Origin of the sequence: Actinokineospora globicatena (assembly GCF_024171945.1) — a bacterium.
Classification (GTDB): Bacteria; Actinomycetota; Actinomycetes; order Mycobacteriales; family Pseudonocardiaceae; genus Actinokineospora; species Actinokineospora globicatena.
The window spans coordinates 440,281-464,377 of the sequence record NZ_JAMTCR010000004.1; the positions used below are offsets into that span (position 1 = coordinate 440,281).

At 72.3% G+C, this 24,097-nt stretch carries 19 protein-coding genes and 1 pseudogene; 10 read left to right on the forward strand and 10 right to left on the reverse strand.

The features are described from left to right. Positions 1–29 precede the first annotated feature (29 nt). Positions 30–3,002, forward strand: a complete 2,973-nt coding sequence (locus tag LV79_RS20995) for a helix-turn-helix transcriptional regulator (RefSeq protein ID WP_253839584.1) — start codon at positions 30–32, stop codon at positions 3,000–3,002. A 279-nt stretch (positions 3,003–3,281) separates the two neighbouring features. Here the strand turns inward: LV79_RS20995 and LV79_RS21000 are convergent, their stop codons facing one another. From LV79_RS21000 to LV79_RS21020, 5 genes and pseudogenes are all read right to left on the reverse strand, one after another. After that, on the reverse strand, positions 3,282–4,847 hold the full coding sequence (locus LV79_RS21000) for a succinic semialdehyde dehydrogenase (protein ID WP_253839586.1): 1,566 nt from the start codon (positions 4,845–4,847) through the stop codon (positions 3,282–3,284). Positions 4,848–4,873: 26 nt separating this feature from the next. Next, positions 4,874–5,599: a GNAT family N-acetyltransferase gene (locus LV79_RS21005; RefSeq protein ID WP_253840379.1), complete on the reverse strand. Its 726-nt coding sequence runs from the start codon at positions 5,597–5,599 to the stop codon at positions 4,874–4,876. A gap of 183 nt (positions 5,600–5,782) precedes the next feature. Further along, positions 5,783–5,926 (reverse strand): annotated as a pseudogene (locus tag LV79_RS34600) (ACT domain-containing protein); the annotation flags it as partial. Positions 5,927–5,989: 63 nt separating this feature from the next. Continuing rightward, the gene (locus tag LV79_RS21015) at positions 5,990–6,928 is read right to left on the reverse strand and encodes a hypothetical protein (RefSeq protein ID WP_253839588.1); all 939 of its coding nucleotides are present in this window, start codon (positions 6,926–6,928) and stop codon (positions 5,990–5,992) included. Positions 6,929–7,164: 236 nt separating this feature from the next. Continuing rightward, complete coding sequence (locus tag LV79_RS21020; RefSeq protein WP_253839590.1) at positions 7,165–7,779, reverse strand: TetR/AcrR family transcriptional regulator; 615 nt, start codon at positions 7,777–7,779, stop codon at positions 7,165–7,167. Positions 7,780–7,915: 136 nt separating this feature from the next. On the opposite strand from LV79_RS21020, the gene LV79_RS21025 reads away from it, so the two are divergent. The 7 genes from LV79_RS21025 to LV79_RS21055 all read left to right on the forward strand — a co-directional run bounded on the left by LV79_RS21025 (position 7,916) and on the right by LV79_RS21055 (position 13,458). After that, entirely contained in the window at positions 7,916–9,037 is a 1,122-nt protein-coding gene (locus LV79_RS21025) for an acyl-CoA dehydrogenase family protein (RefSeq protein WP_253840380.1), read from the forward strand. A 58-nt stretch (positions 9,038–9,095) separates the two neighbouring features. Then, positions 9,096–10,226: a CaiB/BaiF CoA transferase family protein gene (locus LV79_RS21030; protein WP_253839592.1), complete on the forward strand. Its 1,131-nt coding sequence runs from the start codon at positions 9,096–9,098 to the stop codon at positions 10,224–10,226. A gap of 557 nt (positions 10,227–10,783) precedes the next feature. Continuing rightward, the gene (locus LV79_RS21035) at positions 10,784–10,945 is read left to right on the forward strand and encodes a hypothetical protein (protein ID WP_253839602.1); all 162 of its coding nucleotides are present in this window, start codon (positions 10,784–10,786) and stop codon (positions 10,943–10,945) included. 232 nt (positions 10,946–11,177) lie between these two features. Then, on the forward strand, positions 11,178–11,669 hold the full coding sequence (locus LV79_RS21040; protein WP_253839604.1) for a helix-turn-helix transcriptional regulator: 492 nt from the start codon (positions 11,178–11,180) through the stop codon (positions 11,667–11,669). 108 nt (positions 11,670–11,777) lie between these two features. Beyond that, complete coding sequence (locus LV79_RS21045; protein ID WP_372495383.1) at positions 11,778–12,626, forward strand: lytic murein transglycosylase; 849 nt, start codon at positions 11,778–11,780, stop codon at positions 12,624–12,626. Between the two features lie 47 nt (positions 12,627–12,673). Further along, a complete protein-coding gene (locus LV79_RS21050) occupies positions 12,674–13,108 on the forward strand; it encodes a hypothetical protein (protein WP_253839606.1) in 435 nt (144 codons plus the stop codon). A 2-nt stretch (positions 13,109–13,110) separates the two neighbouring features. Further along, positions 13,111–13,458 carry a DUF3817 domain-containing protein gene (locus LV79_RS21055; RefSeq protein ID WP_372495421.1) on the forward strand — a complete coding sequence of 116 codons (348 nt, stop codon included), beginning with the start codon at positions 13,111–13,113 and terminating at the stop codon, positions 13,456–13,458. A gap of 22 nt (positions 13,459–13,480) precedes the next feature. Here the strand turns inward: LV79_RS21055 and LV79_RS21060 are convergent, their stop codons facing one another. Genes LV79_RS21060 through LV79_RS21070 form a run of 3 tightly spaced genes read right to left on the reverse strand, consistent with a single transcriptional unit; the run spans position 13,481 to position 15,908 of the window. After that, positions 13,481–14,320: a spermidine synthase gene (locus tag LV79_RS21060; RefSeq protein WP_253839609.1), complete on the reverse strand. Its 840-nt coding sequence runs from the start codon at positions 14,318–14,320 to the stop codon at positions 13,481–13,483. Then, positions 14,317–14,718, reverse strand: a complete 402-nt coding sequence (speD, locus tag LV79_RS21065; RefSeq protein ID WP_253839611.1) for an adenosylmethionine decarboxylase — start codon at positions 14,716–14,718, stop codon at positions 14,317–14,319. The genes LV79_RS21060 and speD overlap by 4 nt, the downstream gene beginning before the upstream one ends. Before the next feature lie 23 nt (positions 14,719–14,741). After that, entirely contained in the window at positions 14,742–15,908 is a 1,167-nt protein-coding gene (locus LV79_RS21070; RefSeq protein WP_253840382.1) for a type III PLP-dependent enzyme, read from the reverse strand. Positions 15,909–16,014: 106 nt separating this feature from the next. Here LV79_RS21070 and LV79_RS21075 point away from each other — a divergent pair, with 106 nt between their 5' ends. Continuing rightward, positions 16,015–17,304 carry an MFS transporter gene (locus LV79_RS21075; protein WP_253839613.1) on the forward strand — a complete coding sequence of 430 codons (1,290 nt, stop codon included), beginning with the start codon at positions 16,015–16,017 and terminating at the stop codon, positions 17,302–17,304. 502 nt (positions 17,305–17,806) lie between these two features. On the opposite strand, the gene LV79_RS21080 is transcribed toward LV79_RS21075, so the two are convergent. Beyond that, positions 17,807–19,393, reverse strand: coding sequence for a monocarboxylic acid transporter (locus LV79_RS21080; protein ID WP_253839615.1), 1,587 nt, complete (start codon positions 19,391–19,393; stop codon positions 17,807–17,809). Then, a complete protein-coding gene (locus LV79_RS21085; RefSeq protein ID WP_253839616.1) occupies positions 19,390–19,800 on the reverse strand; it encodes a DUF485 domain-containing protein in 411 nt (136 codons plus the stop codon). The genes LV79_RS21080 and LV79_RS21085 overlap by 4 nt, the downstream gene beginning before the upstream one ends. 776 nt (positions 19,801–20,576) lie before the next feature. Here LV79_RS21085 and LV79_RS21090 point away from each other — a divergent pair. Beyond that, entirely contained in the window at positions 20,577–24,047 is a 3,471-nt protein-coding gene (locus tag LV79_RS21090; protein ID WP_253839618.1) for a sensor histidine kinase, read from the forward strand. Positions 24,048–24,097: the final 50 nt, after the last annotated feature.

Below are 24,097 nucleotides of genomic sequence, written 5' to 3' on the forward strand. Positions count from 1 at the left end.
CACCGACGCCGTCGGTGGGGTGTGCGAGCATGCAGGACATGCCGCGTCTTGGTTCGGGAATACCCCTGGTCGCGCGCGGTCGTGAACTGCGCAGGCTGCGTTCGGCGGTGGAGGCCGCGGTGGCCGGTCGGGCCGCGGCCGTGCTGCTCGCCGGGGACGCCGGTGTCGGCAAGACGAGGATGACCGAGGAGGTCGGGGTCATCGCCAGCGGCCTGGGGGCGTTGGTGCTGACCGGTCGCTGCCTGGACGCGGGGGAGACCGGCCTGCCGTACCTGCCGGTCGCCGAGGCGCTGGCCGCGGTGCGCGATCGCGCCGCGGCCCGTCCGGCGTTGGGCAGGCTGTTCCCCGAGGTAGCGCTACCGGCGCTGCCCGACCCGGGGCGGGTCGCGTCCGGGATGGCGATCCCGGTCGTCGGTCCGCGCTCCGAGCAGGACATCGGCCAGCTGCAGCTGTTCGACGCCGTGCACGGGCTGCTCACCGACCTCGCCGAGCAGGCGCCGGTGGTGCTGGTGCTGGAGGACCTGCACTGGGCCGACGCCTCCACCAGGAGCCTGGTGTCGTTCCTGCTGTCGCGGCTGCGGTCGCAGCGGCTGCTGATCCTGGGCACCTACCGCGGCGACGACCTGCACCGCCGCCACCCGCTGCGCCCGCTGCTGGCCGAGCTGGTGCGGCTGCCGCAGGTCGAGCGGATCGACCTGGCCCCGTTCGGCACCGCGGACTCGCGCACCTTCGTCGCCGCGCTCGCTGAGGACAAGCTGTCCGAGCAGGTGCTGCGGGAGGTCGCGGGCCGCTCCGAGGGCAACGCGTTCTTCGCCGAGGAACTGCTCGCCGCCTACTCCAGCCCCGACGACGCGGGGATCCCGGCGACGCTGGTCGACGTGCTGCTGGCCAGGGTCGAGCGGTTGAGCCCGACCGCGCAGACCGTGGTCCGGGTCGCCTCGGTCGCGGGCAGGCGGGTGCCTGACGCCCGGTTGCGCCTGGTCGCCGAGCTCGACGAGGCCGACTTGGACGCGGCACTGCGCGAGGCCGTCGCGCACCACGTGCTGGTCCCGGCCGACGACCTCTATAGCTTCCGGCACGCCCTGATGCGTGAGGCCGTCTATGGGGATCTGCTGCCGGGTGAGCGAGTCCGGTTGCACGCCGCTTACGCCAAGCAGCTCGCGGACTCCCCGGGAGTGCGCGGCGCCGCGGCAGCGTTGGCGCACCACAGCATGGAGAGCCACGCCTTGCCCGCGGCGTTGGCGGCGTCGGTCGCGGCCTGCTGGGAGGCGGAGCGGTCCGGCGCGCCCGCGGAGTCGTTGGAGCACGTCGAGCGCGCGTTGAAGCTGTGGGACGCGGTGCCGGGTGAGCAGCGGCCCGGTGACGTCGACGAGATGCGGCTGCTGCAACACGCGTCCTGGGTCGCGGGCATGTCCGGTGACCCGGAGCGCGCCATCGCCTTCGCCAAGTCCGCGGTGCGCATCGCCGACGCGGCCGTGGTCCCGGAACGGGCGGCCAAGCTGCGCAGGCGCCTCGCACAGTCCCTCTACGCCGTCGACGGGCGCGAGGGCGAGGCGTTGACCAGCATCGAGCAGGGCTGGGAGCTGGTCGCGGACCGGCCTGCGAGCCCGGACAAGGCGTGGGTGCTCGCCGCCTACGCGACGATCCTGCGCGGCCAGCGGCGCAACACCGAGTCGCGCGAGCGGGCCGAGCACGCGGTGGCCATCGCGAGGAAGGTGGGCGCGGGCGGGCCGGAGGCGGACGCGCTGACCACGTTGGCGATCCTGGCCGAGGCCGACGGGCACGCCGAGGAGTCCCGCGAGCGCCTGCGCGCGGCCATGGCGCGGGCCGCCGACGTCGAGGCGATCACCGTCGAGCTGCGCGCCAGGTACTCGCTGTGCGTCAACCTCTACGAGTCCGGGCTGCTCGACCAGGCCGCCGAGGTCGTCGACGCCGGGGTCGAGCGGGCCGGGGCGACCGGCCTGACCTGGAGCACCTACGGCCTGGAGCTGCGGGTCGTGCAGGTCGTGATCCGCTACGCGCGCGGCGACTGGGACGGCAGCGAGGCCGCCGCGGAACCGCCGGGGCACAAGGTGTCGAGCACCGTGTCCGCCCGGTTGGCCGCGGTCGGCGCCTTCGTCGCGGTCGGCAGGGGCCGGTTCGCCGAGGCCGAGCGGCTACTCGCCGAACTGCGCGCCGACTGGCACCGCGACCTGCAGATCCCGCTGGCCACCGGGGCGATCGGCGCCGAGCTGGCGATCTGGCGGGGCAGGCCGGACAAGGCCGTCGAGAGTGTCCGCGACGCGCTGGACTGGGTGGCGCGCGCGGGGGAGCAGTGGGTGCTCGCCGGGATCCGGATCGGCGCGATCGGGATGGCCGCGTACGCTGACCAGGCACTGGCGGCCCGGCGCGCGGGACACGAGATCCCCGACCTGGCGGCTGCGGCCGAGCTGATCGCGATGGTCCGCAAGACCGCGGAGTGCGGCAGCCCGCGCACCGGGTCGCTCGGACCGGAGGGGCTGGCGTGGCTGGCGCGGGCGGAGGCCGAGCACACCCGGCTGGACGGCGCGGGTGACCCGGACGCGTGGCGAGCGGCGGTCAAGGCGTTCGACTACGGCGCGGTGTACGAGCAGGCCATGTGCCGCAGGCGGCTCGCCGAGGCCCTGCTCGCCGCCGACGACCGGGACGGCGCGGCCGAGCAGCTGCGCCTCGCCGACGAGGTCGCCACCCGAATGGGCGCGAAACCCCTGGCCGACGCGGTGCGCAAGATCGCCAAGCGCGGCCGCGTCGCCCTGCACGACTCGGTGGCGGTACGCGACGAGGTCGACCCGTTCACCCCGCGCGAGCGCGCGGTCCTGGCCCTGGTTGCCGCCGGTCGGACGAACCGGCAGGTCGGCGACGAACTGTTCATCAGCGAGAAGACCGTCAGCGTGCACCTGAGCCGCATCATGGCCAAACTCGGCGCCAGCCGCCGCGCCGAAGCGGTGGCCGTCGCCTACGACCGGGGCCTGCTCACCACCTGAGGCACGGGGGGCTCTGGGAATCCGTTGCCCGACCGATTCCTGCCGGTCCGGCGGTGATTCTTGTTACTGGGAACAGGGCGAGTGGCCCCTTGACGCGACCGCGGTGTCGCCAGGGGTGCGGTAGTTGATCAATTGCGCGTTTCGAATTCCGCACCGGTGCGATAAGGGGAATCAATCGCGTTGGAGCGGGCTGCCGGATCGGCCTTTGTGGACGGTCCGGCTAGGTGCGCGGTGACCGTCAGAAGGTGGACGGTGGGTCGGGAGTGGTGTGGACGGTGGTCAGCGGGGGAGGCGTTTGAGGGCGCGTAGGCCGAGGGTGAGGGCCGCGGCCCAGGTGCGGCCGGGGATGGCGCGGCCCGGGCGGAGGGGGAGGACGCGTTGGGTGGCAATGGTCTGGGCCTCGGTGTACTTCAGCAGTCCTTCCGCGCCGTTGCGCCTGCCGACGCCGGAGTCGCCCATGCCGCCCATGGGGGCGTCGAGGCTGCCGAAGGCGGCGCCGTAGCCGTCGTTGACGTTGACCGTGCCCGCGTGGACCCGGGCCGCGACGGCCTCGCCCGCGCGGACGTCGCGGGTCCACACGCTGGCGTTGAGGCCGTAGCGGGTGCGGTTGGCCGCGGCCACCGCGTCGTCGAGGTCGGTGTAGCCGTAGATCGACACCACCGGCCCGAAGGTCTCCTCCGCGAACGGGACCATGCCCTCGCGGACGTCGCCCAGGATCGTCGGCTCGTAGAACAGCGGCCCCAGGTCCGGGCGCGGCTTGCCGCCCGCGAGGACCCTGGCGCCCTTGCGGACCGCGTCCTCGACGTGGGCGGTGATCGTCGCCAACTGGTCGGGGGAGGTCAGCGAGCCGATGTCGGCGCCGAAGTCCAGCGTGGAACCCAGGCGCAGCGCGGAAGTCCTGGCCACGAAAGCCCGGGTGAACGCCTCGCGGACGCTCTCGTGCACATAGATCCGCTCGACCGACACGCACAACTGGCCCGCGGACGCGAAGCACGCCGTCACCGCGCCCGCCGCGGTCCGATCGATGTCGGCGTCCGGTAGGACAATCATCGGATTCTTACCGCCGAGCTCCATCGAGTACCCCGTCAGCAACGCGGCTGCCTTGGCGGCCAACCCCTTGCCGGTCTCGGTCGACCCGGTGAAGCCGAGGTAGTCGCCCTCCTCGATGAGAGCGTTGCCGATACGCGAACCGCGGCCGAGCACGATCTGCCACACGCCGTCCGGTAGGCCTGCCTCGCTTGCCAACTCGTGCAACCACAGTGCGCTCAACGCGGTCTGGTTGTCCGGCTTCTGCACGAGAGCGTTGCCCGCCACCAGAGCCGGGATCGCGTCCATGCCCGTCAGCGCCAACGGGTAGTTCCACGGCGAGATCATCGCCACCACGCCGCGGGGGTGGCGGACCTCAGTGGTCTTGGTGAACACCGGCAGCGCGCCCGCTTTGCGCTTGGGGGCGAGCAACCGGGGAGCCTTGCGCCCGTAGTACGCGGCCGTCATCGCGGTGACCGCGATCTCGTCGTAGGCGTCGAGCCGGGTCTTGCCGGTCTCGACCTGCATGAGGTCCAGCGCCTCGGACTGCCGGTCCAGGATCAGGTCGTGCAGCCGCAGCAGCACCTCGGCCCGCTCGGTCACCGGTGTCGCCGCCCAGGCCCGTTGCGCCTCCCGCGCCGTGGCGAACGCGTGGCGCACGTCGGCGTCGTCGACCTGGGGGAGGGTGGCGATGGGGGCACCGGTGAACGGCGCGGTCATCACCACCGTCTCCGGGTCCTGGCCCGCGACCGCCCTCGAGACCAGGTGGGCCGCCCTGGCCGTGGTCGGGGCGCCGGGGACTGAACCGATGGTGGTCATGGGGCTCCTTCGCTCAGAGCCCCATGTTACTTCTCGGTAGGGACGGTCGTCACCCGCTCCCGGTCGGCCCCCGCGGTGAGCGTGACGCGCAGCAGGTCGTCTTCCCGGAGGACCGCGACCGGCAGCCCGGACGCGGTCGCCGCCCGGACGAACCCGACCTCGGCGGGCAGGCACCAGGCGACGAGCCGGTCGTGCCCGGTCGCCCGCGCGAGCGAGCCGAGCCTGCCGATCAACGCCGTGCCCAGGCCCTGGCGCTGCCACTCGTCCTCGACCAGCACCGAGACCTCGGCCTCCGCCGGGTCGGCCGTCCTGATCACCTGCGCCATCCCCACGACCCGGGTGCCGCACATCGCCAGCAGGGTCGTCCCGCGCGGCGGCTGCAAGAGCCGGTGCAGCCAGCGGCGGGGGAGTGAGCGCAGGCCCGCGTGGTAGCGGGTGAACAGCGTCTTGGCGGAGCAGCGGGCGTGCAGGTCGGCGACCGCCTCGGCGTCGGCAGGGGTACCGACCCGCAACACGATCCCGGCGCCGGTGCTGGTGACCACTGCCGTCGCCGTGGTGTGGTCGGCCCCTAGGACCTCGCTCAAGGCGGTAACCCGAGCGAGTTCGACCTCGGTGAACGGTGCCCAGCCCCGCCGCGCTACCAGTCGCGTGTCCTCGGTCAGCGCCAACACCACGCGGTGACCGCTGTCGTCCGCTGGATCAGAACCCGATTCGGCTGGCGCTACCGAGTCCGCGCCCAGGATGACGCGCACGGCCTCGGCAGTGGCTGAGGGATCGCGAAGTGCGGCACTGGTCGCACGAAGTGCGGCGGTAGTGCGGTCGACGAGATGGCGGACGTCCGCGCGAGTGATCGCAACGGACCGTCCGCCCTCGGCACGAAGATCGGTGACCAGGTCGGCAGGCGAACAGCCCCCAGGCGTGTTCACCACGATCTCGTCGATAACCCCACCGGGCACCGGTAGTACTGACAACCCCAGGACATTGCAGTCACGCGCGGCGAGCCTCGCGGTCACTCGCGCGAGGGCGCCGGGACGGTCATCCAGGCGCACACGCAGTCGCCACGTCGTCGGTCTGTCCATGGGACAAGCCTGCGGGACGACTATTGCCTATCGGATGCCCGTTTGTTTCGGTCGTGTGAGCTCTCAGCCCTGCGGGATCGGGCCAGGCGTGACCGGGCCCTGCGGGATCGGGCCGGGTGGGATCGGGCCGGGCGCGGTGGGGACGAACGCCACCGGCTTGCGGATCGGCACCCACGTGAGCGCCATCCCGAGCACCGCGACCAGAGCCGCCACCCCGAGGACGACCGTCGCGGGGCCTACCCACAGCTCAGGCATGAACATCCGGTCCGACGTGTCCTCGTAGGGGACGCCGAACATCTCGTCGAACTGGGACTTGGTCGAGAGCACGGCTTGCAGCGCGACGAAGGCCGCCGAGAGCAGGACACCCGTGCCCGCCGCGGCGGTGATCCGCGCCGCGGTCGCCGCGCCCACGACCACCCGCGTGGCGACGAGCACGGCCAGCGCGCCCGCGACCAGGACGAGCACGGCACCCAGCAGCACCGGCACCCAGGTGCCGGGCGGTGGACCCGAGAACGACGCTGGTGTCATCCCCAGGCCTGTCCACAGGGTGTCGTCGAGCGGGTACATGTCCATTTCGGGCACGTCGAAGCTGGGGTCGAACGGCGCGATGGAGACGTCGACATCGGCGGACCCGGACCCGGAGCCGGAGCCGGAGCTGTCGAGCCCCGGGCCCCGCATGTCGTCCCACTCCGAGGACCCCGTGAACAGGGGGATCGCGGAGCTGACGACGGCGAGCGCCGCGGCGGCCGCCAGGAGCACGGCCGCGACCACCCCCGCCCACCACGTCGGTGCTCGGGGAGCCGGTGGGGCCGTCCCGAGGTCGTTCATCAGCGGCACGCCGGTCCGGACGAAGCCGGGAGCGCCGGGCTGCGGCGGGTGGCCGGGCAGGATCGCGACCGGGACGGCCTCGGCCTGCGGCGGCGGGGTCTGGTCGGTCAGCGGAGTCTGGTCGGGCGGCGGGACGGTTCTTGGCGGCTCGGAGCCGGGTTCTGGCGCTGTCACGCGAACGATCTTGGCAGGTGGGGGCCACTGGATGGCGCCCGCCACATTGTTTGCGGAAGCGAACGTCCCGTTGGCGTCCCGCGCCCCTCATCTACCAGTGCAGTGGCCGACCCGAGCGAGGGCCGGGTCGGCCGCTGCGGACCAGCAAGGCCAGGCACACCGCCGGTCGCGCCCGTCCGCCTGCACCGGGCGGGCGCGACCGGCGTGCCGATCCCGCCGCCCGCCGAACCTGCCGGTCAGCCCGCCACCGCGGTGTAGCGGTCGAGCACGGTGGCCTTCCACTCCTCCAGCAACCTGGCCCGCCGCTGGGCGCCGCCGCCGATCATCGCGTCCAGCGCCAGGCCGCGGACCAGGTTCACGCTGAGCAGCAACAACGTCTCCAGCTCCGCCTCCGGCAGGTCGGCCCCCGCCGCGTCCCGGTACAGCTGCAGGGTCGCGTGGCCGAGGGCCCGGTCGACCGGGCGCAGCCGCTCGCGCAGCTCCGGGTCCGTGCGCGCGGCGACCCACAGCTCCACCGCCGCGGTCGACAGCGTCCCCGAGTAGGCCTCCCACAGCAGGTCGATGCCCTTGGTGACCCGGGCCCGACCCGGCGGCAGGTCGGCGGCCGCCTCGCTCACCTGCCGGGTCAGCCGCGCGAACAGGTGCTCGAGCGCGGCGGTCATCAGCTCGGCCTTGGTGGTGAAGTGGTGCTGCTGGGCACCCCTGGACACCCCTGCCCGCGCGCACACCTCCTGCACGGTCGTGCGCGCGTACCCCAGTTCCACCAGGCAACCGATGGTCGCGTCGAGCAGCGCTTCGCGAGTCTGCTCACTGCGCTCCTGCTGGGTGCGGTGGGTGCGCACAGCCGCCATGGGGGCCTCCTCACGCCGGGGTGTGCGGGCACTTTACGGCCCGTTCCCCGGGGATGTACCTTCACAGGAGAACTTACATGCAGGTCGGAATGTTTGTGACGCGAGGAGGCCCCCGGTGACCAAGCGATCCCCGTGGATGGACGACGACCTGGCCGCCTTCCGCGACCTGGCCCGCACCTTCTGCGAGAAGGAGCTGACCCCCAACACCGAGCGGTGGGTGGAGAACAAGCAGGTCGACCGGGAGCTGTGGACCAAGGCGGGCGAGGTCGGGCTGCTGTGCCTGTCCATCCCCGAGGAGTACGGCGGCGGTGGCGGCAACTTCGCCCACGAGACGATCCTCTTAGAGGAGCAGGCGCGCGCGGGCGACAGCGGCTGGGGCGTGTCCCTGCACAACGGCATCGTCGCCCACTACGTGCTCGCCTACGGCACCGAGGAGCAGAAGCACGCCTGGCTGCCGAAGCTGGCCAGCGGCGAGTGGGTCGGCGCGATCGCGATGACCGAGCCGGGCGCCGGGTCCGACCTGCAGGGCATCAAGGCCAAGGCGGTGCGCGACGGCGACGAGTACGTCGTCTCCGGCGCCAAGACCTTCATCACCAACGGCGGCCAGTGCGACTTCGTGATCGTCGTGGTCAAGACCGACCCGAGCAAGGGCGCCGAGGGCACCTCGCTGGTCGTCGTCGAGACCGAGCGGGCCGGGTTCCGCCGGGGCCGGGTGCTCGACAAGCTCGGCCTCAAGGCGCAGGACACCGCCGAGCTGTTCTTCGACGAGGTGCGCGTCCCGGTCGGCAACCTGCTCGGCGGCGTCGAGGGCCAGGGCTTCGTCCAGCTCATGCAGCAGCTGCCGCAGGAACGGCTGATCATCGGCATCTCCTCGGTGGTGGCCATGGAGATCGCGCTGGAGCTGACCCTGGCCTACACCAAGGAGCGGCAGGCGTTCGGGCGCCCGGTCTACCACTTCCAGAACACCAAGTTCACCCTCGCCGAGGTCGCCACCGAGGCCCGCATCGCCCGGGTGTTCCTCGACGACTGCATCGCCAAGCACCTGCGCGGCGAGCTCGACATCCCGACCGTGGCGATGCTCAAGTGGTGGACCAGCGACCGGGCGATGAAGGCCATCGACGAGTGCCTGCAGCTGCACGGCGGCTACGGCTACATGCACGAGTACCCGATCGCCCGCATCTACCTCGACCAGCGCGTGCAGCGCATCTACGGCGGGACCAACGAGATCATGAAGGAGATCATCTCCCGCACCCTCTGACCAGGCCGTCCCGACCGATCAGCACCCCTTCGAGCACCTAGAGGACACCGCGCACCCCATGGGACCTTTGAGCGGCCTGCGGGTCGTCGAGCTAGCCGGACTCGCCCCGGCCCCGTTCGCCTGCACCGTGCTCGCGGACCTGGGCGCCGAGGTCGTCCGGGTCGACCGCGCCGCACCGGGGGCCGACGTGCTCGGCTTCCCCGACGACCCGCTCACCAGGGGCCGCCGCTGGATCGGCGTCGACGTCAAGTCGCCCGAGGGCCTCGACCTGGTGCTGCGCCTGGTCGACCGGGCCGACGTGCTGGTGGAGGGCTTCCGGCCCGGGGTGGCCGAGCGGATGGGGCTGGGCCCCGAGGCGCTGCTGGCCCGCAACCCACGGCTGGTCTACGGCCGGATCACCGGGTGGGGCCAGGACGGCCCGCTGGCCACCGCCGCCGGGCACGACATCAACTACATCGCCGTGGCGGGCGCGCTCGACCCCATCGGGCAGGCCGGGCACAAGCCCACCGTGCCGCTCAACCTGCTCGGCGACTTCGGCGGCGGGGGACTGCTGCTGGCCATGGGCGTGCTCGCCGCCCTGGTGGAACGGCAGGTCTCCGGCGAGGGCCAGGTGGTCGACGCGTCCATGGTCGACGGCGCCGCGCTGCTGACCACCAGCCTGCACGGGCTGCGCAACCTGGGGCTGTGGCCAGGCGGCCGGGGCGAGAACCTGCTCGACGGCGGGGCGCCGTTCTACGACACCTACGAGACCGCCGACGGCAAGCACGTGGCGATCGGCGCGATCGAGGCCCGGTTCTTCGCCGCGCTGGCCACCCTGCTCGACCTGCGCGACCCGCCCAACCACCTGGACCCGAGCACCTGGCCCGCGCTGCGCGCCGAGATCACCGCCGCGGTGAAGACCCGCACCCGCGACGAGTGGGCCGCGTTGGCCGAGGGCACCGACGCCTGCCTGACCCCGGTGCTGACGCCGGGGGAGGCGCCGCACCACCCGCACAACGTCGCCAGGGGCACCTTCGTCGAGATCGGCGGGAAGACCCAACCCGCGCCCGCGCCCCGGTTCAGCAGGACCGCGCCCGCCACCCCGGCCCCGCCGAGCGCGGCACGCGCGGACACCACGGCCGTGTTGGCCGAACTGGGGGTACCGGAGTCGGAGATCACCCGGTTGCGCGACGCCGCTGTCATAGCGTGACCGGCCATGCCTGACGGTGATCGCCCCGATCCGGCGTCGCGTGGTCCACACCGCCCGGAGTGGGCTGTGAGGGTGCTTGTGGCGTCCTCACAGCCGCGGGGCGGGGCACGCGCGGTGGCGGCCTGCCTGGCTCCCGACCTGCTGGGCGGGGAGCGAGGGCCTTCCTGGCCTGCGCGCCGGGTGGTGATCCCGGCGGCACACCCCAAGTTCTACCGGCCGCCGCGCCGCTGGGCTGTCCCAACCCGGCCGTCGGCTCAAAGGTGACACGGTTTCTGGGATCGCCGGGCGATCGCAGGGCCACCCCGGTGTGTCCGGGCCGTGACGGCGCCTTGCGCCCGTAGGGTGACGGACTCGACGCGAGCGGTGGTGGACCGGGGTCCGGCGCGGCTCGGATCTCACGCTCGGTCGATGTCCGGTGCCGAAATCCCGCCCGCGGTGGTCGAGATGGGGGATCATGGTGGGGGCGGGCGACCGGAGGCAGGTCGCGGTGCGGGGTCGGTGCGGCGGGTGACCGCGGGAGTGGCCCGGGCCGCCGGTGGCGAGGACGGAGTGGACCGATGAACGCCAAGAAGGTCGTCATGCTGGTCGCGGTGGCGCTGGTGCTGTTCTACGTGATCAGCCAGCCCACCCAGGCCGCGCAGGCGGTGCAGAGCCTGTTCTCCTGGCTGCGCGACGGCGCCGAGGCGATCATCACGTTCCTGAAGAACCTGTTCGCCTGAGCCCGCGCGGCTCGGCGCAACCGGCACCCCCGCGGGGCGCAGCCATGCCCGCCGGTCGATCACGATCGGTGATGATCTTGGCGGACTGAAGATCCATATTGGACCGTCCGGGTGGATCTGCCCGTAGCGGGGGTCCACTGGGCGAACTGGTCCGTTTTGCCTCTGGCGATCTGTCGGTCCCTGCCCCTACGGTTTCAGCCATCGAGTGATCATGAGACCTCCAGGAGGCAGAATGCTCGACGATCCCGGGGTCGATGCCCTGGTCCGCCAGTGGACCGCCGAGCGCGCGCAGGACGCCGACGCCGACGAGGCCCACCGCATCGCGTCCGAGTGGCTCGCCGAAGCCCCCGTCATCGCCTCGCCGGGCATCCCCGGCCAGCGAGCCCGTGCCGGGGCCTCGCGCTGGGCGGCGGTCGAGGCGGCTGACCCGCGCTACCTGTCCGCCATGCGCAAGCGGCTGCCCGAGGTGCCGCACGAGCTCCTGTCCGCCGCCGCTGGTTGGTGGCAGATGGTCGGCGGTGTCGCCGAGGCCGAGGAGTGGTGGGACGCGGGCATGAGCCCGCTCGACCAGCGCGCGCTGGACTACCGGGCGGCGGGCCTGGCGCCCTCCGACCTGGCCAGGCGGCTCGGTCCGCTCACCGTCCTCGAGCACCTGCGCCGGGGCAGCGCCCCCGCCTGGTGCGTGGCCAGGCTGCAGCGCCAGCGCCGCGACGGCGCCGCCTGACACCTACCCCCGCGTAACGTCGCACAGCCCCCTCGTCGATGCTGGTGGTGACCGGCGCGCCAGGCGCACCGGTCAGACCCAGGTCACGGCGAGCCAGGCTGGAGCACGGTGGCGGAGCACGAGCACGCTGATGAGTCGGCCGCCCCGCCGGGAACGCACCGGGCGGGGGTGGCCAGCCGGGGGACCCGGCGCGGTGAACTGCTGCTGCGCCTCACCCTGGTGCTGCTCGTCGTGCTGGTGGCCGCCGCTGTCGTCTGGGTCGTGCGGATCGCGACCGTGCCCGCGAGCGCGGACGCCCCCGCCGACGTGGTCGAACCGGCCGCGGTCGACCCCGACTCCGCCGCACCCGTCGAGGCCGTCGGCGCCGTCCCCCAGGGCGGCCAGAACGGCACCGACCCGTTGCGCGGCTGGGCCGATCGGGTCGCCAGGAGCACCGAGATCCCGCCGCGGGCGCTGGTGGCCTACGGCAACGCCGAACTGGCCGTCCGGACCGCCACACCGCGCTGCGGGCTGTCCTGGGCCACGCTGGCGGCCATCGGGCGCGTCGAGTCCAACCACGGCCAGTACGGCGGGGCGGTCCTCGGCGCGGACGGCAGGCCGTCGACGCCGATCATCGGCGTGCCGCTGGACGGCACACCCGGGGTGCGCGCCATCGCCGACACCGACGGCGGCCGCTACGACGGCGACGCTGCGGTCGACCGCGCCGTCGGCCCGATGCAGTTCATCCCGTCGACCTGGCGCAAGTGGAGCTCCGACGGCGACGGCGACGGGGTCGGCGACCCGCAGCAGATCGACGACGCCGCGCTGGCCGCCGCCCGGTACCTGTGCGCCGACGGCAGGGACATGACCAGCGCCAAGGGCTGGTGGCAGGGCGTCTTCTCGTACAACAACTCCGTGCCCTACGGCCAGCGGGTCTTCGGCCTGGCCGACCACTACGCCCGGGCCGCGGCAAGCTGAGAACGGCTCTCAGCAAGCCGCCGGTGGCCGCGGGTTAGCATCGGCGGGTGCGGGAACCTCCGGGCGTCGGGCGCAAACTCCTCGTGGTCGGGGTGTCCCTGCTCGCGCTCGTGCTGTGCTGCGGCCTCGCGTGGTGGCAGTGGCAGCGGTTCTCCTCGGCCAACGGCACGTTCCAGAACCTGGGCTACGTGCTGCAGTGGCCGCTGTTCGGGCTCGCCCCCGCCTACATGTTCTGGCGGCTGCGCAAGCTCAAGCTGCGGGAGCAGGCCGAGGCCGAGCAGCGGGGCGCCGAGCCCGGGCAGGCACCCGTGCCCGAGGTCCAGCACGAGTACCGCACCGCGGAGCACAGCAAGGCCGCCGAACACAGCAAGGCCGTCGAGCGCAGCAGCGTCCTCGAGCAGCACGGCGGCGGAGACGACGAGGACGACGAGCTGGCGGCCTACAACCGCTACCTCGCCCGGCTGAACCAGGAGTCCCGATGAGCATGACCGACGAGGAGAACCCGGCCCAGGCGGTCGCCGCCAAGGGCGTGCGGGGGGCGCTGGCCCGCTACCGGGTGCTGGCCTACGTCGTCGGCGTCGGCCTGCTCGCCCTGGTCGCGGCCATGGTCGCCAAGTACGCCTTCGACAACACGACGCCGGTGGCCGTCGTCGGCCCGGCGCACGGGTTCCTCTACGCGGTGTACCTGCTGACGGCGTTCGACCTGGCGCTCAAGGCCCGCTGGTCGGTGAAGGGCACACTGCTGGTGCTGGTGGCGGGCATGATCCCGTTCGTCTCCTTCGTGGTGGAGCGCCGGGTCACCCGCCGCACGCAAGCGGGCCAGAAGCTCTGAGGCCGCTGGCCCGCCGCGAGGTCTAGAGCGACTTACGTACGGTGTATGGCGGGATCGTGTTGCCGCGCAGGGCATCGGCGTCGATCGTCTCCGGCCGGTACGGCAACGTGGCCAGCCGCTCGACCATCAGCTCGGTGGTGTCCGGGGTGGACTCGGCGAGTCCGAACAGGAACGCCCACTCGTGCTCGTCGGAGCCGTAGTACACCGTCGAGGCGAACACCTCGTTGAACCGGCGCCAGGACCGGATGAGGGTCTCGTTGCGCCACATCGTCTGGCTGCCCGCCTGGCACACCACCACGCCGCCCTCGGTGAGCACCGAGCGGCAGCGGGTGAGGAACTCCTCCTCGTAGAGGCGGTTGTGCTGGGCGAACTCGGGCCGCTCGTCGGGCAGGTCAACCAGCACCACGTCGTAGCGCTGCTGGGTGTCGGCCAGGAACTGCCACCCGTCGGCGTAGTGCACCCGCACCGGCCCGTCGTGCGCGACGGCCCTCGCCAGCTCCTCGCTGGTGTAGCCGTAGGGCAGGTGCTCGGCGCACAGCTCGACGGCGCGCTGGTCGATGTCGACGTGGTCGACCACGCTCGCCCCGGCGGCCACCGAGATCTGCGAGACCACGCCCTCGCTGGAGCCGACGACCAGGACCTTGTCCAGGGTCTTGGCCAGCAGCAGCGCGGGCACCAGCAGCGCCTCGTGGTAGGTCAGCTGGCTGAACTCGGTGCTCTGCCGGTCGTCGTCGCAGAACAGGCTCAGGCCCTGCGCGGTGCGGCCGATGACCAGGTGCTGGAAGTCGGTCTTGGTGTCCACCAGGACCTCGGGCATGTCCCACGTCCGGGTGAGACCGGGGCCGAGCGGTTCGACGATCATCGGGCGGTCTCCGAAGGTACGGGGTGTCCCCTGTGGACGGTGTTGATCCTGGCGTCGAGCGCGCCGAGGCGGTCGCGCAGCAGCGCGGCGGCCAGTTCCGGGTCGGCGGTCTCGCCGCAGGTGAAGATGTCGACGAACATCGACCCGATCTCCGGGTAGGTGTGGATGGAGGCGTGCGACTCCGACAGCAGCGCCAGCACCGTCACCCCCTGGGGCTCGAACTGCTTGGCCACCACATCGCAGATGGTCGCGCCCGCGTCCCGCAGGGAGGACTCCAGGGCCTCCCGCAGGAAGCCCAGATCATTGAGCAGCAACGGATCGACCCCGTCGAACTCGGCCAGCACGTGTCGGCCCGCGAAGAAACCCACGCCCGGTTCAGGCGCACGGTCATACGACATCTGTCTTACCTCCTGCGAGGAAATCAGCCGACGAACAACGTCGGAAGGGGCGGAAAACCGTTGAACGACACCGAGGAGTAGCTCGCGGTGTACGCGCCCGCGTCGAGGATGTCGACGTGGTCGCCTGCCCGCAGCGCCGTCGGAAGACGATACGGGGTGTTCTGGTAGATCACATCATCGCCGTCGCAGGTGGGTCCGGCGATGATCACCGGACCGCTCGGCTCCGCCGGGTGCGCGGTGCGCAGCCGGTAGGCGATGTACTCGTTCTCGGTCTCGGCCAGCCCCGAGTAGCGGCCGATGTCGAGGTAGACCCAGCGGTGCTCGTCGGCGTCGGACTTGCGCGACACCAGCACCACCTCGGTCCTGATCACCCCGGCGGTGGCCACGATCGCCCGACCTGGCTCGACCACCAGCTCCACCGGGGAGTCGAAGTGCGCGGCGACCGCCGCGCGGATGGCCCCGGCGTGCGCGGTCAGCGGCGGCACGGGGTCGCGGTAGGAGGCGGGGAAACCACCGCCGAGGTTGAGGGACCTGGTCGGCACGCCCGACTCGGCCAGGCCGCGCGCGATCCGGCCCGCCTGGGCGATCCCGGCCGTCCACGCCGCCGGGTCGGCGTGCTGGGAACCCACGTGGAAGCAGGCTCCGTCCACAGCGAGGCCCAGGTCGGCCGCCTTGCCCAGCAGGCGCAGCGCCATCTCCGGCGAGCAGCCGAACTTCGCGCCGAACGGGGTCCCCGACGCCGGGGCGTCCACCAGGAACCGGCACCACACCCGCGAGCCGGGGGCGTGCTCGGCCAGGTTCGCCAGGTCGCCCTCGGAGTCGAAGGTGAACCGGCGCACTCCACGGCCGTAGGCGTAAGCGATGTCGCGGGCCTTCTTGATGGGGTTGCCGTAGGAGATCGCCGACGGGTCGGCGCCCTGCGCCAGGCACAGATCGATCTCGCCGGTGCTGGCCACGTCGAACGACGAGCCCTCGTGGACCAGGGTCCGCACCAGCTCCGGGGCCGGGTTCGCCTTGACCGCGTAGAAGATGGTGGCCTCGGGCAGCGCCGCGCGCATCGCGCGGTAGTTGGTCCGCACCACCTCGAGGTCCAGCACCAGGCACGGCGTCTCGGGCGCGCGATCGTCGAGGAACGCGCGCAGCCGGGTGGACAGCCCCGGTGACCCCACAGAGTCGAGCACGGCGAGCACTGTAATACCGACCTGGCCGGAACTGGATGGGCAGCCAAGCACCGACTCGATCACACTAGCCGTACCATCGCGCCCGGGGGGGGACCCGGAGCAGGCGGGAGGCGGCATGTCCGTGACCTCAGGGATCCGGGTGGGCTACGCGCTCGGATCCCTTGCCACCGGGGCGTTCGCGACCGTTCCCGGGTTGCTGCTGCTGCCCTTCCTGACCGACCGGCTGGCTGTTCCCGCCGCCGTCGCGGGCGTGCTGGTGTTGCTGCCCAAGGCGTGGGATGTGGCGTTCAACCCGATCGCCGGGCGAATCAGTGACCGGGCAACGCATCGGCTCGGTCCGCGCCGCCCGTTCCTGCTGCGCGGCGGCCTCGCGCTGGCCGCCCTGTTCGCCGTCATGTTCCTGCCGCCGGTGTTCGGCACCCCGCTCGGCGACGGCGCCTGGGTCGCGGTGTCCTTCGTGGCCTGCGCGACCGCGTTCGCCTTCTTCCAGGTCCCCTACGTCGCCATGGCCGCCGAGCTCACCGACGACTACCACGACCGCACCCGGCTGATCTCCTGGCGGGTGGCGGCCCTGGCCGTCGCCATCCTCCTGTGCGGAGCGGGCGCCCCGCTGCTGCGCGACTCCGCGGGCGGCTACCGCCTGATGGGCCTCGTCGTCGCCGCCCTCATCGCCCTCGGCGCACTGGGTGTCTACATCGGCACCGCGCAAGCCCCTGTTGCGCGCGTCACACCCACTGGCGCCAGGTTCCCCGAACTCCTCGCCGCCGTCCGCTCCTCCCGCCCCTTCCGCACCCTCCTGCTCGCCTTCGTCATCCAGGCCATCGGCATCGGCACCCTCCTGGCCGGAGTGGACTACCTCGCCCGCGTCGTCCTGCACGACCCCGGCGCCCAAACCCCGCTGTTCGCCGCGTTCGTCGCCCCCGCCCTCCTGGTCATGCCCCTCTGGCAGCGCGTCGGCCGCCGCTGGGGCAAACGCCGCGGCTACCAAGCCGCGACCGTCCTGTTCGCCCTCTCGATCGCCGCGGTCGCGTTCGTCCCGCCGATGTGGGTGCTGGTACTGCTCGTCGCGCTGACCGGAGTGGCGTACGCGGGCCTGCAGGTGTTCCCGATGTCGATGCTGCCGGACATCATCACGGCCGAGGAGAAGCGGTCGGGGGCGGTGCGGGCCGGGCTGTTCTCGGGCGTGTGGACGGCGGGGGAGACGTTGGGGTTGGCGTTGGGGCCTGGGTTGTACGGGGTGCTGTTGGCGGTAGGCGGGTATGTGTCGGGTGGGGTGGTGGACCAGCCGGAGGGGGCTCGGGTGGCGATTGTGGTTGGTTTTAGCTTGGTACCGGCGGTGTTGGTGGGGGTTGTGTTGCCGTTTCTGTCCTTTGTGGAGGATGAGGGGGAGCAGGAGCGGGGGTAGTTGGTTGTTCTTGGGGGCTGCGGGCGGCAGTGCGTTGGGCTAGGGGAAGTCTGGCTCTCGGGCCTTCGCTTCGCTGCGGTGGACGGCTCGCCTGCGGCATTGCAGCGAGGCGCGACTTTCGAGCTTTGCTCGATGGGGCGAACTTGTTTTGCGTGGGGCCCCTACGATACCCGTGGCAGGACCGCAAAGCAGGGGCCGAAAAGCATGGCCCTGTCCGCTGAACGACGCTACGGGCACCGTCCCCCCACACAAAACAAGTCCACCCCATCGAGCCGGCCTGGCACCAGCGACTCGGGTGGAGCGCGTATCGGCCAACGTCGTCGGCGGGCGTCTTGGGGGCAACGTTATCGGCGGGGGCTTTGGGGGCCGACGTTGTGAGGTCTTGGCCAGTCGTTGGCGGGTGGGCTGGGAGTGGCGTGGGGACTTGGCGGGGAGCGGGTGGGGTAGGGGGTGGTTGTCCGGCCCGGGGTGTGTGCGCCAGGCCGGACAACCGGAGGGTGGTTCAGCGGCCGATGCCGGTGAGGGCTCGGACTTCCATTTCCCGTGCCTTGGCGGGGTCGGCCTTGTCGCGACTCAGGACGGTGCCGAGGTAGCCGGCGATGAAGGAGATGGGGATGGAGATGATGCCGGGGTTGGACAGGGGGAAGAGGTGGAAGTCCACACCGGACAGGATGGAGGTGGGGGCGCCGGAAAGCACGGGGGAGAAGAAGACCAGGACCAGGCAGGAGCCGAGGCCGCCGTACATGGCCCAGAGGGTGCCGGTGGTGTTGAAGCGCTTCCAGAACAGCGAGTACAGCAGGGTCGAGAGGTTGGCGGAGGCGGCGAAGGCGAAGGCGAGGGCGACCAGGAAGGCGACGTTCTGGCCGTTGGCGAGGATGCCGCCGAGGATGGCGAGGATGCCGATGACGATGGCGGTGACTCGGGCGACGCGCACCTCGGAGACCGGGTCGGCCTTGCCGCGGCGCAGGATGTTGGCGTAGACGTCGTGGGCGAAGGAGGCCGAGGCGGTGATGGTGAGGCCCGCGACGACGGCCAGGATGGTGGCGAAGGCGACGGCGGCGACGACGCCCATCAGGACGGTGCCGCCGATCTCGAAGGCCAGCAGCGGGGCAGCCGCGTTCTCCCGGCCGGTGGCGGCCAGGATCCGCTCGGAGCCGACCAGCGCGGACGCGCCGTAGCCGATGACCAGGGTGGCGCCGTAGAAGACCGTCATCATGCCGACCGTCCACACCACCGAGATCCGGGCCTGGCGGGCGTCGGGCACGGTGTAGAAGCGCATCAGCACGTGCGGCAGGCCCGCGGCGCCCAGGATCAGCGCGATGGACAGCGAGATGAAGTCGAGCGTGCTGATCGGGGTGGCGCCGTACTGCACGCCGGGGTCGAGGATCTTCTCGCCCTTGGTGTTGTTGGCCGCCGCCTGCTCCAGCAGCGCGCTGAGGCTGAAGCCGAACTTGCCGAGCAGGAACACCGTCATCAGCACCACGCACAGCAGTAGCACCACGGCCTTGATGATCTGCACCAGGGTGGTGCCCTTCATCCCGCCGACCAGCACGTAGAAGATCATGATCAGCCCGACCACGCTGATCACCAGCGCCTGCCCGCCCTTGGTGTGCACGTCGAGCAGCAGCGCGACCACCGCGCCCGCGCCCGCCATCTGGGCCAGCATGTAGAACAGCGAGATCACCAGCGTCGAGGTCGCCGCCGCCGCGCGCACCGGGCGCTGGCGCATCCGGAAGGCCAGCACGTCGCCCATGGTGAACCGGCCGGTGTTGCGCACCAGCTCGGCGACCAGCAGCAGGTTGATCAACCAGGCCACCAGGTAGCCGATCGAGTACATGAACCCGTCGTAGCCGTGGATGGCGATCGCGCCCGCGACGCCGAGGAACGAGGCAGCCGACAGGAAGTCGCCGGAGAGCGCCACCCCGTTCTGCACGCCGGTGAGCCCGCCGCCCGCCGCGTAGTAGTCGGAGGTGGAGCTCCCGCGCGAGCCGACCCGGTACACCAGGTAGAGCGTGATCACCACGAAAGCGCCGAACACCACGGAGTTCAGGACCGGGTCGCCGACCTGGCCCTGCGCGAGGACGCTCATCGGCCCGCCTCCGCGCGCTTGTGCAGCACGTCGACCGCGGGGTCGACCCGGCGCCGCGCCCACCGCGCGTACACGGCGGTGATCAGGACGGTCGAGGCGAACTGGCCGAGGCCGAGCGCGAGGCCGACGCTGATCGAGCCGACCAGCTTGGTGGCCATGAACTCGTGCGCGTACGCGGCCAGCAGCACGTAACCCAGGTACCAGGCCAGGAACAGGCCGGTGAGGGTGAAGACGAACCGGCGGAACCGCGAGCGCAGCGCGGTGAACTCCGGGCTGCGGTGGATGGCGTCGAAGTCCGGACCACCCGCGGGGGCGTCGCCGGTCGGGCCGTCGATGCCGCCGAAGGTGGCCGACGGCCTGGGTGGCGCCTGGGTGGACGCCGCCCGGCGTCCGACGACCTCGGTCATGCGTTTCCTCCGAAATGGTGGGGGCGGCGTCGACCTGGGGTGCGGAAACGCTCGTGCTGGTGTTCCGCGCCGCGGCGCCGGGAATTCGCAACCGAATGCGCGGACATCGCGCTCCTCCGGCAACGGGGCCATGGTAGCCGCGAACACAACGGCGGTGCCAATGGTTGTCCACAGGGGCGGACCCGATCACCGCCCCCGCCCCGCAGGTCACCGAACCGTACCGGTTTGGCGGCGAGTCGGCCGGGTCAATGCGTTCACACTTAATGGTGAATTGTCGGGTCACTCGGTGTCGTACTCCACCCGAGTAATGCCCGGACCCCGCCCGTACCAGCGGGTATCCACTGTGGCCTGACCGGTGTCCGCGCTGGTCGGGACCGTGTCGGTCGGCAGAAGATGAGCTCTCACCGATGAGGACACCCGATCGAGGTATCAAGGCGGAAATTCAGTGCTAAGCGTGACCGATTCCCGCAATGGATCTTCCCGTTGCCCGCCCGGGTGGCGAGATCACCCGGGGCTCCGGCCATTCTCGCAGGTCAGCGGGAATGGGGAGGAAGATCGCCAGATCGGGGTAGCATCGGCACTCAAGTTCTCGCCGAAGCCGCGCCGATGTCGGAAGGGTCATCGAGCGGCACGGGGAATCGGCGCACCGCTGGTATCGCTGTCCGCGTAGGACGTCGCGTGTCGCGCTGTGCCTGGCGGATTCGTCGTCGAAGGGAGATCGGCGCGGTGAGGGTGTTATTCCTACAACGGTGGCGGGCTGATGTGGCGGCCCGCGAATGAGCCGTGCCCTGCCGCAGCGCGGCACCACGACGACCACGCCGTCGGCCCCGGCCGCGCCGGGCGCCTCGGCGACCGCGCGCACCGGTCCCCGGTCGGGCCAGGGGTCGAGCACCAGGCGGACCGCGCCCGGGACAGCCGGTGGGGAAGCCGGCCGGTCCCCGATCGCCACGCTGACCCGGTGGCGGGACTGGAACATCCCGGTCAAGCTGGCCGCGGTGATCATGGTCCCGGTCGCCTTCGCCGTCGTGCTCGGCGTGCTGCGGATCAGCGGCCAGGTCGAGCGCGCCGAGTCCTACCAGCGGGTGGACAAGCTCGTCGCGGTCAACGACAGCCTGCGCAAGGCGCTGACCTGGCTGCAGCGCGAGCGCACCAAGGCGGCCGTGCTGCTCACCGCCGGGTCCCGCGACATCGCCGCGGAACTGGCCGGGGAGCGGCAGAGCGCCGACTACGCGCGGGAGGAGATGTTCCGCGCGATCGGCAAGGCCACCTTCGACACCGAGGTGACCAGGGCGCGGCTGGTCGACGTGACCTCAGCGTTCGAGACCCTCACCGCGCTGCGCCGCCCGGTCGGCGCCGGTGCCGTGGACAGCGGCACCGCGCTCGCGGGCTACACCGACGTGATCCACACGCTGCTGGACTTCGACCGCGCCACCACCGGCGAGGTCGCCGACCCCGGCCTGGCCAACACCGCCGCCGCCCTGCACGACCTGGAGGCGGCCAAGGAAGAGGTGTACTACCAGCAGGGCCTGGTGGCGATCGGCATCGCCAGGGGCGGGCTCAACCCCGCCGACCTGGACAGCCTGCGCGCCTCGCAGTCCAGGCTGGCCGAGCGCACCGCGGACTTCCGGTCCATCGCCACGCTGCGCCAGCAGTCGGGCTACGACGCGCTGCACGACGCGCCCGAGGTGCGCACCAGGACCGAGTTGCTGCGGCTCGCCGTCGGCGACGGCACCGACGGCAGCGCGAGCGTCAACGTGCCGCTGCCGATCACCTCGGTGGACTGGAACGCCTCGTCCGAGGAGGTCTCCGAGCGGATCACCGCGGTCAGCGCGCTGCTCGGCGCCGAGATCAAGGAACGCTCGTCGGCCATGCAGGACGAGGCCAGCGACGCGGCGGGCCTGGCCTCGGTCATCCTCATCCTCGCCCTGGTCGCCGCCGCCGCGGTGATGATCGTGATCGGCAGGCAGCTGCTGGGCTCGCTCGCACTGCTGCGCCGCGGCGCGCTCGACGTCGCCACCAGGCGGCTGCCCGCGGCGGTCGCCCGGATCCGGGACGGCAGCGACGCGGTCGAGCCGGTGGTCGAACCGGTCGCCGTGCTGCCCGACGACGAGGTCGGCCAGGTGGCGCGGGCGTTCGACGCGGTGCACGAGCAGGCGCTGCGGCTGGCCACCGAGCAGGCCGGGCTGCGGGCCAACTACAGCAACGTCTTCGTCAACCTCTCCCGCCGCAGCCAGGGCCTGGTGCAGCGCCAGCTGCAGCTGCTCGAGCGGCTCGAGCGCGACGAGGAGGACGCCGACCAGCTGGCCACCCTGTTCCAGCTCGACCACCTCGCCACCCGGATGCGGCGCAACAACGAGAACCTGATGGTGCTCTCGGGCGCCGACACCGCCCGCCGGGCCCAGGCGCCGACCCAGCTCGGCGACCTGCTGCGCGCGGCCGTGTCGGAGATCGAGCAGTACCAGCGGGTGGTCATCGCGCCGCCCGCCGCGGTGCTCGTGGTCGGCTACGCCGTCGGCGACCTGGTCCGGCTCACCGCGGAACTGCTGGACAACGCGACCGCGTTCTCCGCGCCCGCCACCCAGGTCACCATCACCAGCCACGTCACCGACACCGGCGCGATCCGGATCGAGGTGGTCGACCGCGGCATCGGCTTGAGCGAGCAGGAGTTGGCCGCCGCCAACACCCGGCTCGCCGACAGCCGCACCGTGGACGCGTCCACCTCGCGCCGCATGGGGCTGTTCGTGGTCGGCAGGCTCGCCGCCCGGCTCAACGTCGAGGTGCGGTTGCGCCCCGGCGCCCAGACCGGGGTGCGCGCCGTGGTCGCCGTACCGGCCGACTTGGTCGCGGGGGACGTGGGTCACGACCTGCCACGCGTCGCCCCGGCGTCCCGCGAACCCGTTGGCAGCAACGGGTCCAACGGGCACGCGAACGGGTCCAACGGGCACAGCAACGGCCACGGTGACAGCAACGGTCACGCGAACGGCAACGGTCACAGCCATGCCAACGGCAACGGCCATGCCAACGGTCACACCAACGGGACCGGGCACACCAATGGGACGGGCCACGCCAACGGGACCGGTCAGAGCAACGGCACCGGGCCCGCAGGCTTCACCGCCGGTCTGGCCCGCAGGCTCGCCAACGGCAAGCCCAAGTGGGAGCCGACCAGCGCGCCCGGTGGCGACGGGGCGGAACTGCCCAGCTCGCTGCCCATCCCGTCGCCGAGCCCCAGCGCCGACGGGGTCCCGCTGCCGCGCCGCTCGCCGAGGGGGCCTGCCCAGCCCGACATCCCGCCGGTCGAGCAGACCCAGGCGCTGTTCGTCGACGAGCACACCGAGCCGCAGAGCCCCGTGGTCCCCGACCACGCCCCCGTCAGGGCGGACGACGGCGACCACAGCGATCACAGTGTCCACAGTGACCACAGCGACCGCGGCGATCACGGCGACTACGACGGCGGGGTCGAGGACGACAGCGGCTGGTGGGACACGACCCTGGTGCACCAGGCTGCGGCCGAGCCGCCCGCCGCCGCGCTGCACGAGACCACGCCGATCTTCGACGAGATGGTCTCCGCGTGGTTCCGGGCGGTCACCGACGACCCGAACTCCACCGCGGCCGACGTCAGCAGGGGACCGGACTGGGACTTCGCCGCCGACCAGGGCTTCCACACCGCGCGGGCGGTGTCGGCCGCCGAGCCGGAGGACTTCACCACCTCCGGCCTGCCCCGGCGCACCCCGCGCCGGAACCTGGTGCCCGGCGGGGTCCGGCAGCCCGGTCGGCGCGCGGCGGCCGCGACGCCACCCGCGCACGCCAACCGGGACCCGCAGGACCTGCGCGAGCGGCTGTCGAGCTACCAGCGCGGCATCCACCGGGCCAGGGGCGCGCACCACGCGGGTCCCGCGCACGGCGCGCCGGAGGCCGACGGGCAGCAGGGGCTCGACCTGCGCGGCGCGCGGTGGCGCTTCGCGCGGGACGCGGGCTGGCAGGCCGCCGAGGCGCTGAGCACCCAGGCCGACGCCGACCCGCTGCCCGAGGGCGGGTTGCCCAAGCGGACGCCGCGGGAGCGGTTGCTGCCCGGCAGCCTCGGCGCCACCGCCGCCGCGCCGCAGCCCCCGCCGATCGAGCGCGACGCCGAGGCGCTGCGCTCCCGGTTGGGCAGCCTGCAGCGTGGGATCGGCCGGGGCCGCAGCAGCATCGCGCAGCGGCACCCGGGACAGGACGGGGACACCGAGAAAGAAGGCGGGGATGCCTGAGCCAGGTCGCACGCAGTCAACCGAACCGATGCAGCCGCCGTCACCGACGG

What these genes read in the sequence shown, in the direction of transcription:
- LV79_RS21080 (WP_253839615.1), bottom strand. Translation starts at nt 19,393, where the DNA reads ATGAGCGTCCTCGCGCAGGGCCAGGTCGGCGACCCGGTCCTGAACTCC.
- LV79_RS21020 (WP_253839590.1), bottom strand. Translation starts at nt 7,779, where the DNA reads ATGGCGGCTGTGCGCACCCACCGCACCCAGCAGGAGCGCAGTGAGCAG.
- LV79_RS21040 (WP_253839604.1), top strand. Translation starts at nt 11,178, where the DNA reads ATGCTCGACGATCCCGGGGTCGATGCCCTGGTCCGCCAGTGGACCGCC.
- LV79_RS21000 (WP_253839586.1), bottom strand. Translation starts at nt 4,847, where the DNA reads ATGACCACCATCGGTTCAGTCCCCGGCGCCCCGACCACGGCCAGGGCG.
- LV79_RS21030 (WP_253839592.1), top strand. Translation starts at nt 9,096, where the DNA reads ATGGGACCTTTGAGCGGCCTGCGGGTCGTCGAGCTAGCCGGACTCGCC.
- LV79_RS21055 (WP_372495421.1), top strand. Translation starts at nt 13,111, where the DNA reads ATGACCGACGAGGAGAACCCGGCCCAGGCGGTCGCCGCCAAGGGCGTG.
- LV79_RS21085 (WP_253839616.1), bottom strand. Translation starts at nt 19,800, where the DNA reads ATGACCGAGGTCGTCGGACGCCGGGCGGCGTCCACCCAGGCGCCACCC.
- speD (WP_253839611.1), bottom strand. Translation starts at nt 14,718, where the DNA reads ATGTCGTATGACCGTGCGCCTGAACCGGGCGTGGGTTTCTTCGCGGGC.
- LV79_RS20995 (WP_253839584.1), top strand. Translation starts at nt 30, where the DNA reads ATGCAGGACATGCCGCGTCTTGGTTCGGGAATACCCCTGGTCGCGCGC.
- LV79_RS21025 (WP_253840380.1), top strand. Translation starts at nt 7,916, where the DNA reads ATGGACGACGACCTGGCCGCCTTCCGCGACCTGGCCCGCACCTTCTGC.
- LV79_RS21060 (WP_253839609.1), bottom strand. Translation starts at nt 14,320, where the DNA reads ATGATCGTCGAACCGCTCGGCCCCGGTCTCACCCGGACGTGGGACATG.
- LV79_RS21090 (WP_253839618.1), top strand. Translation starts at nt 20,577, where the DNA reads ATGAGCCGTGCCCTGCCGCAGCGCGGCACCACGACGACCACGCCGTCG.
- LV79_RS21035 (WP_253839602.1), top strand. Translation starts at nt 10,784, where the DNA reads ATGAACGCCAAGAAGGTCGTCATGCTGGTCGCGGTGGCGCTGGTGCTG.
- LV79_RS21075 (WP_253839613.1), top strand. Translation starts at nt 16,015, where the DNA reads ATGTCCGTGACCTCAGGGATCCGGGTGGGCTACGCGCTCGGATCCCTT.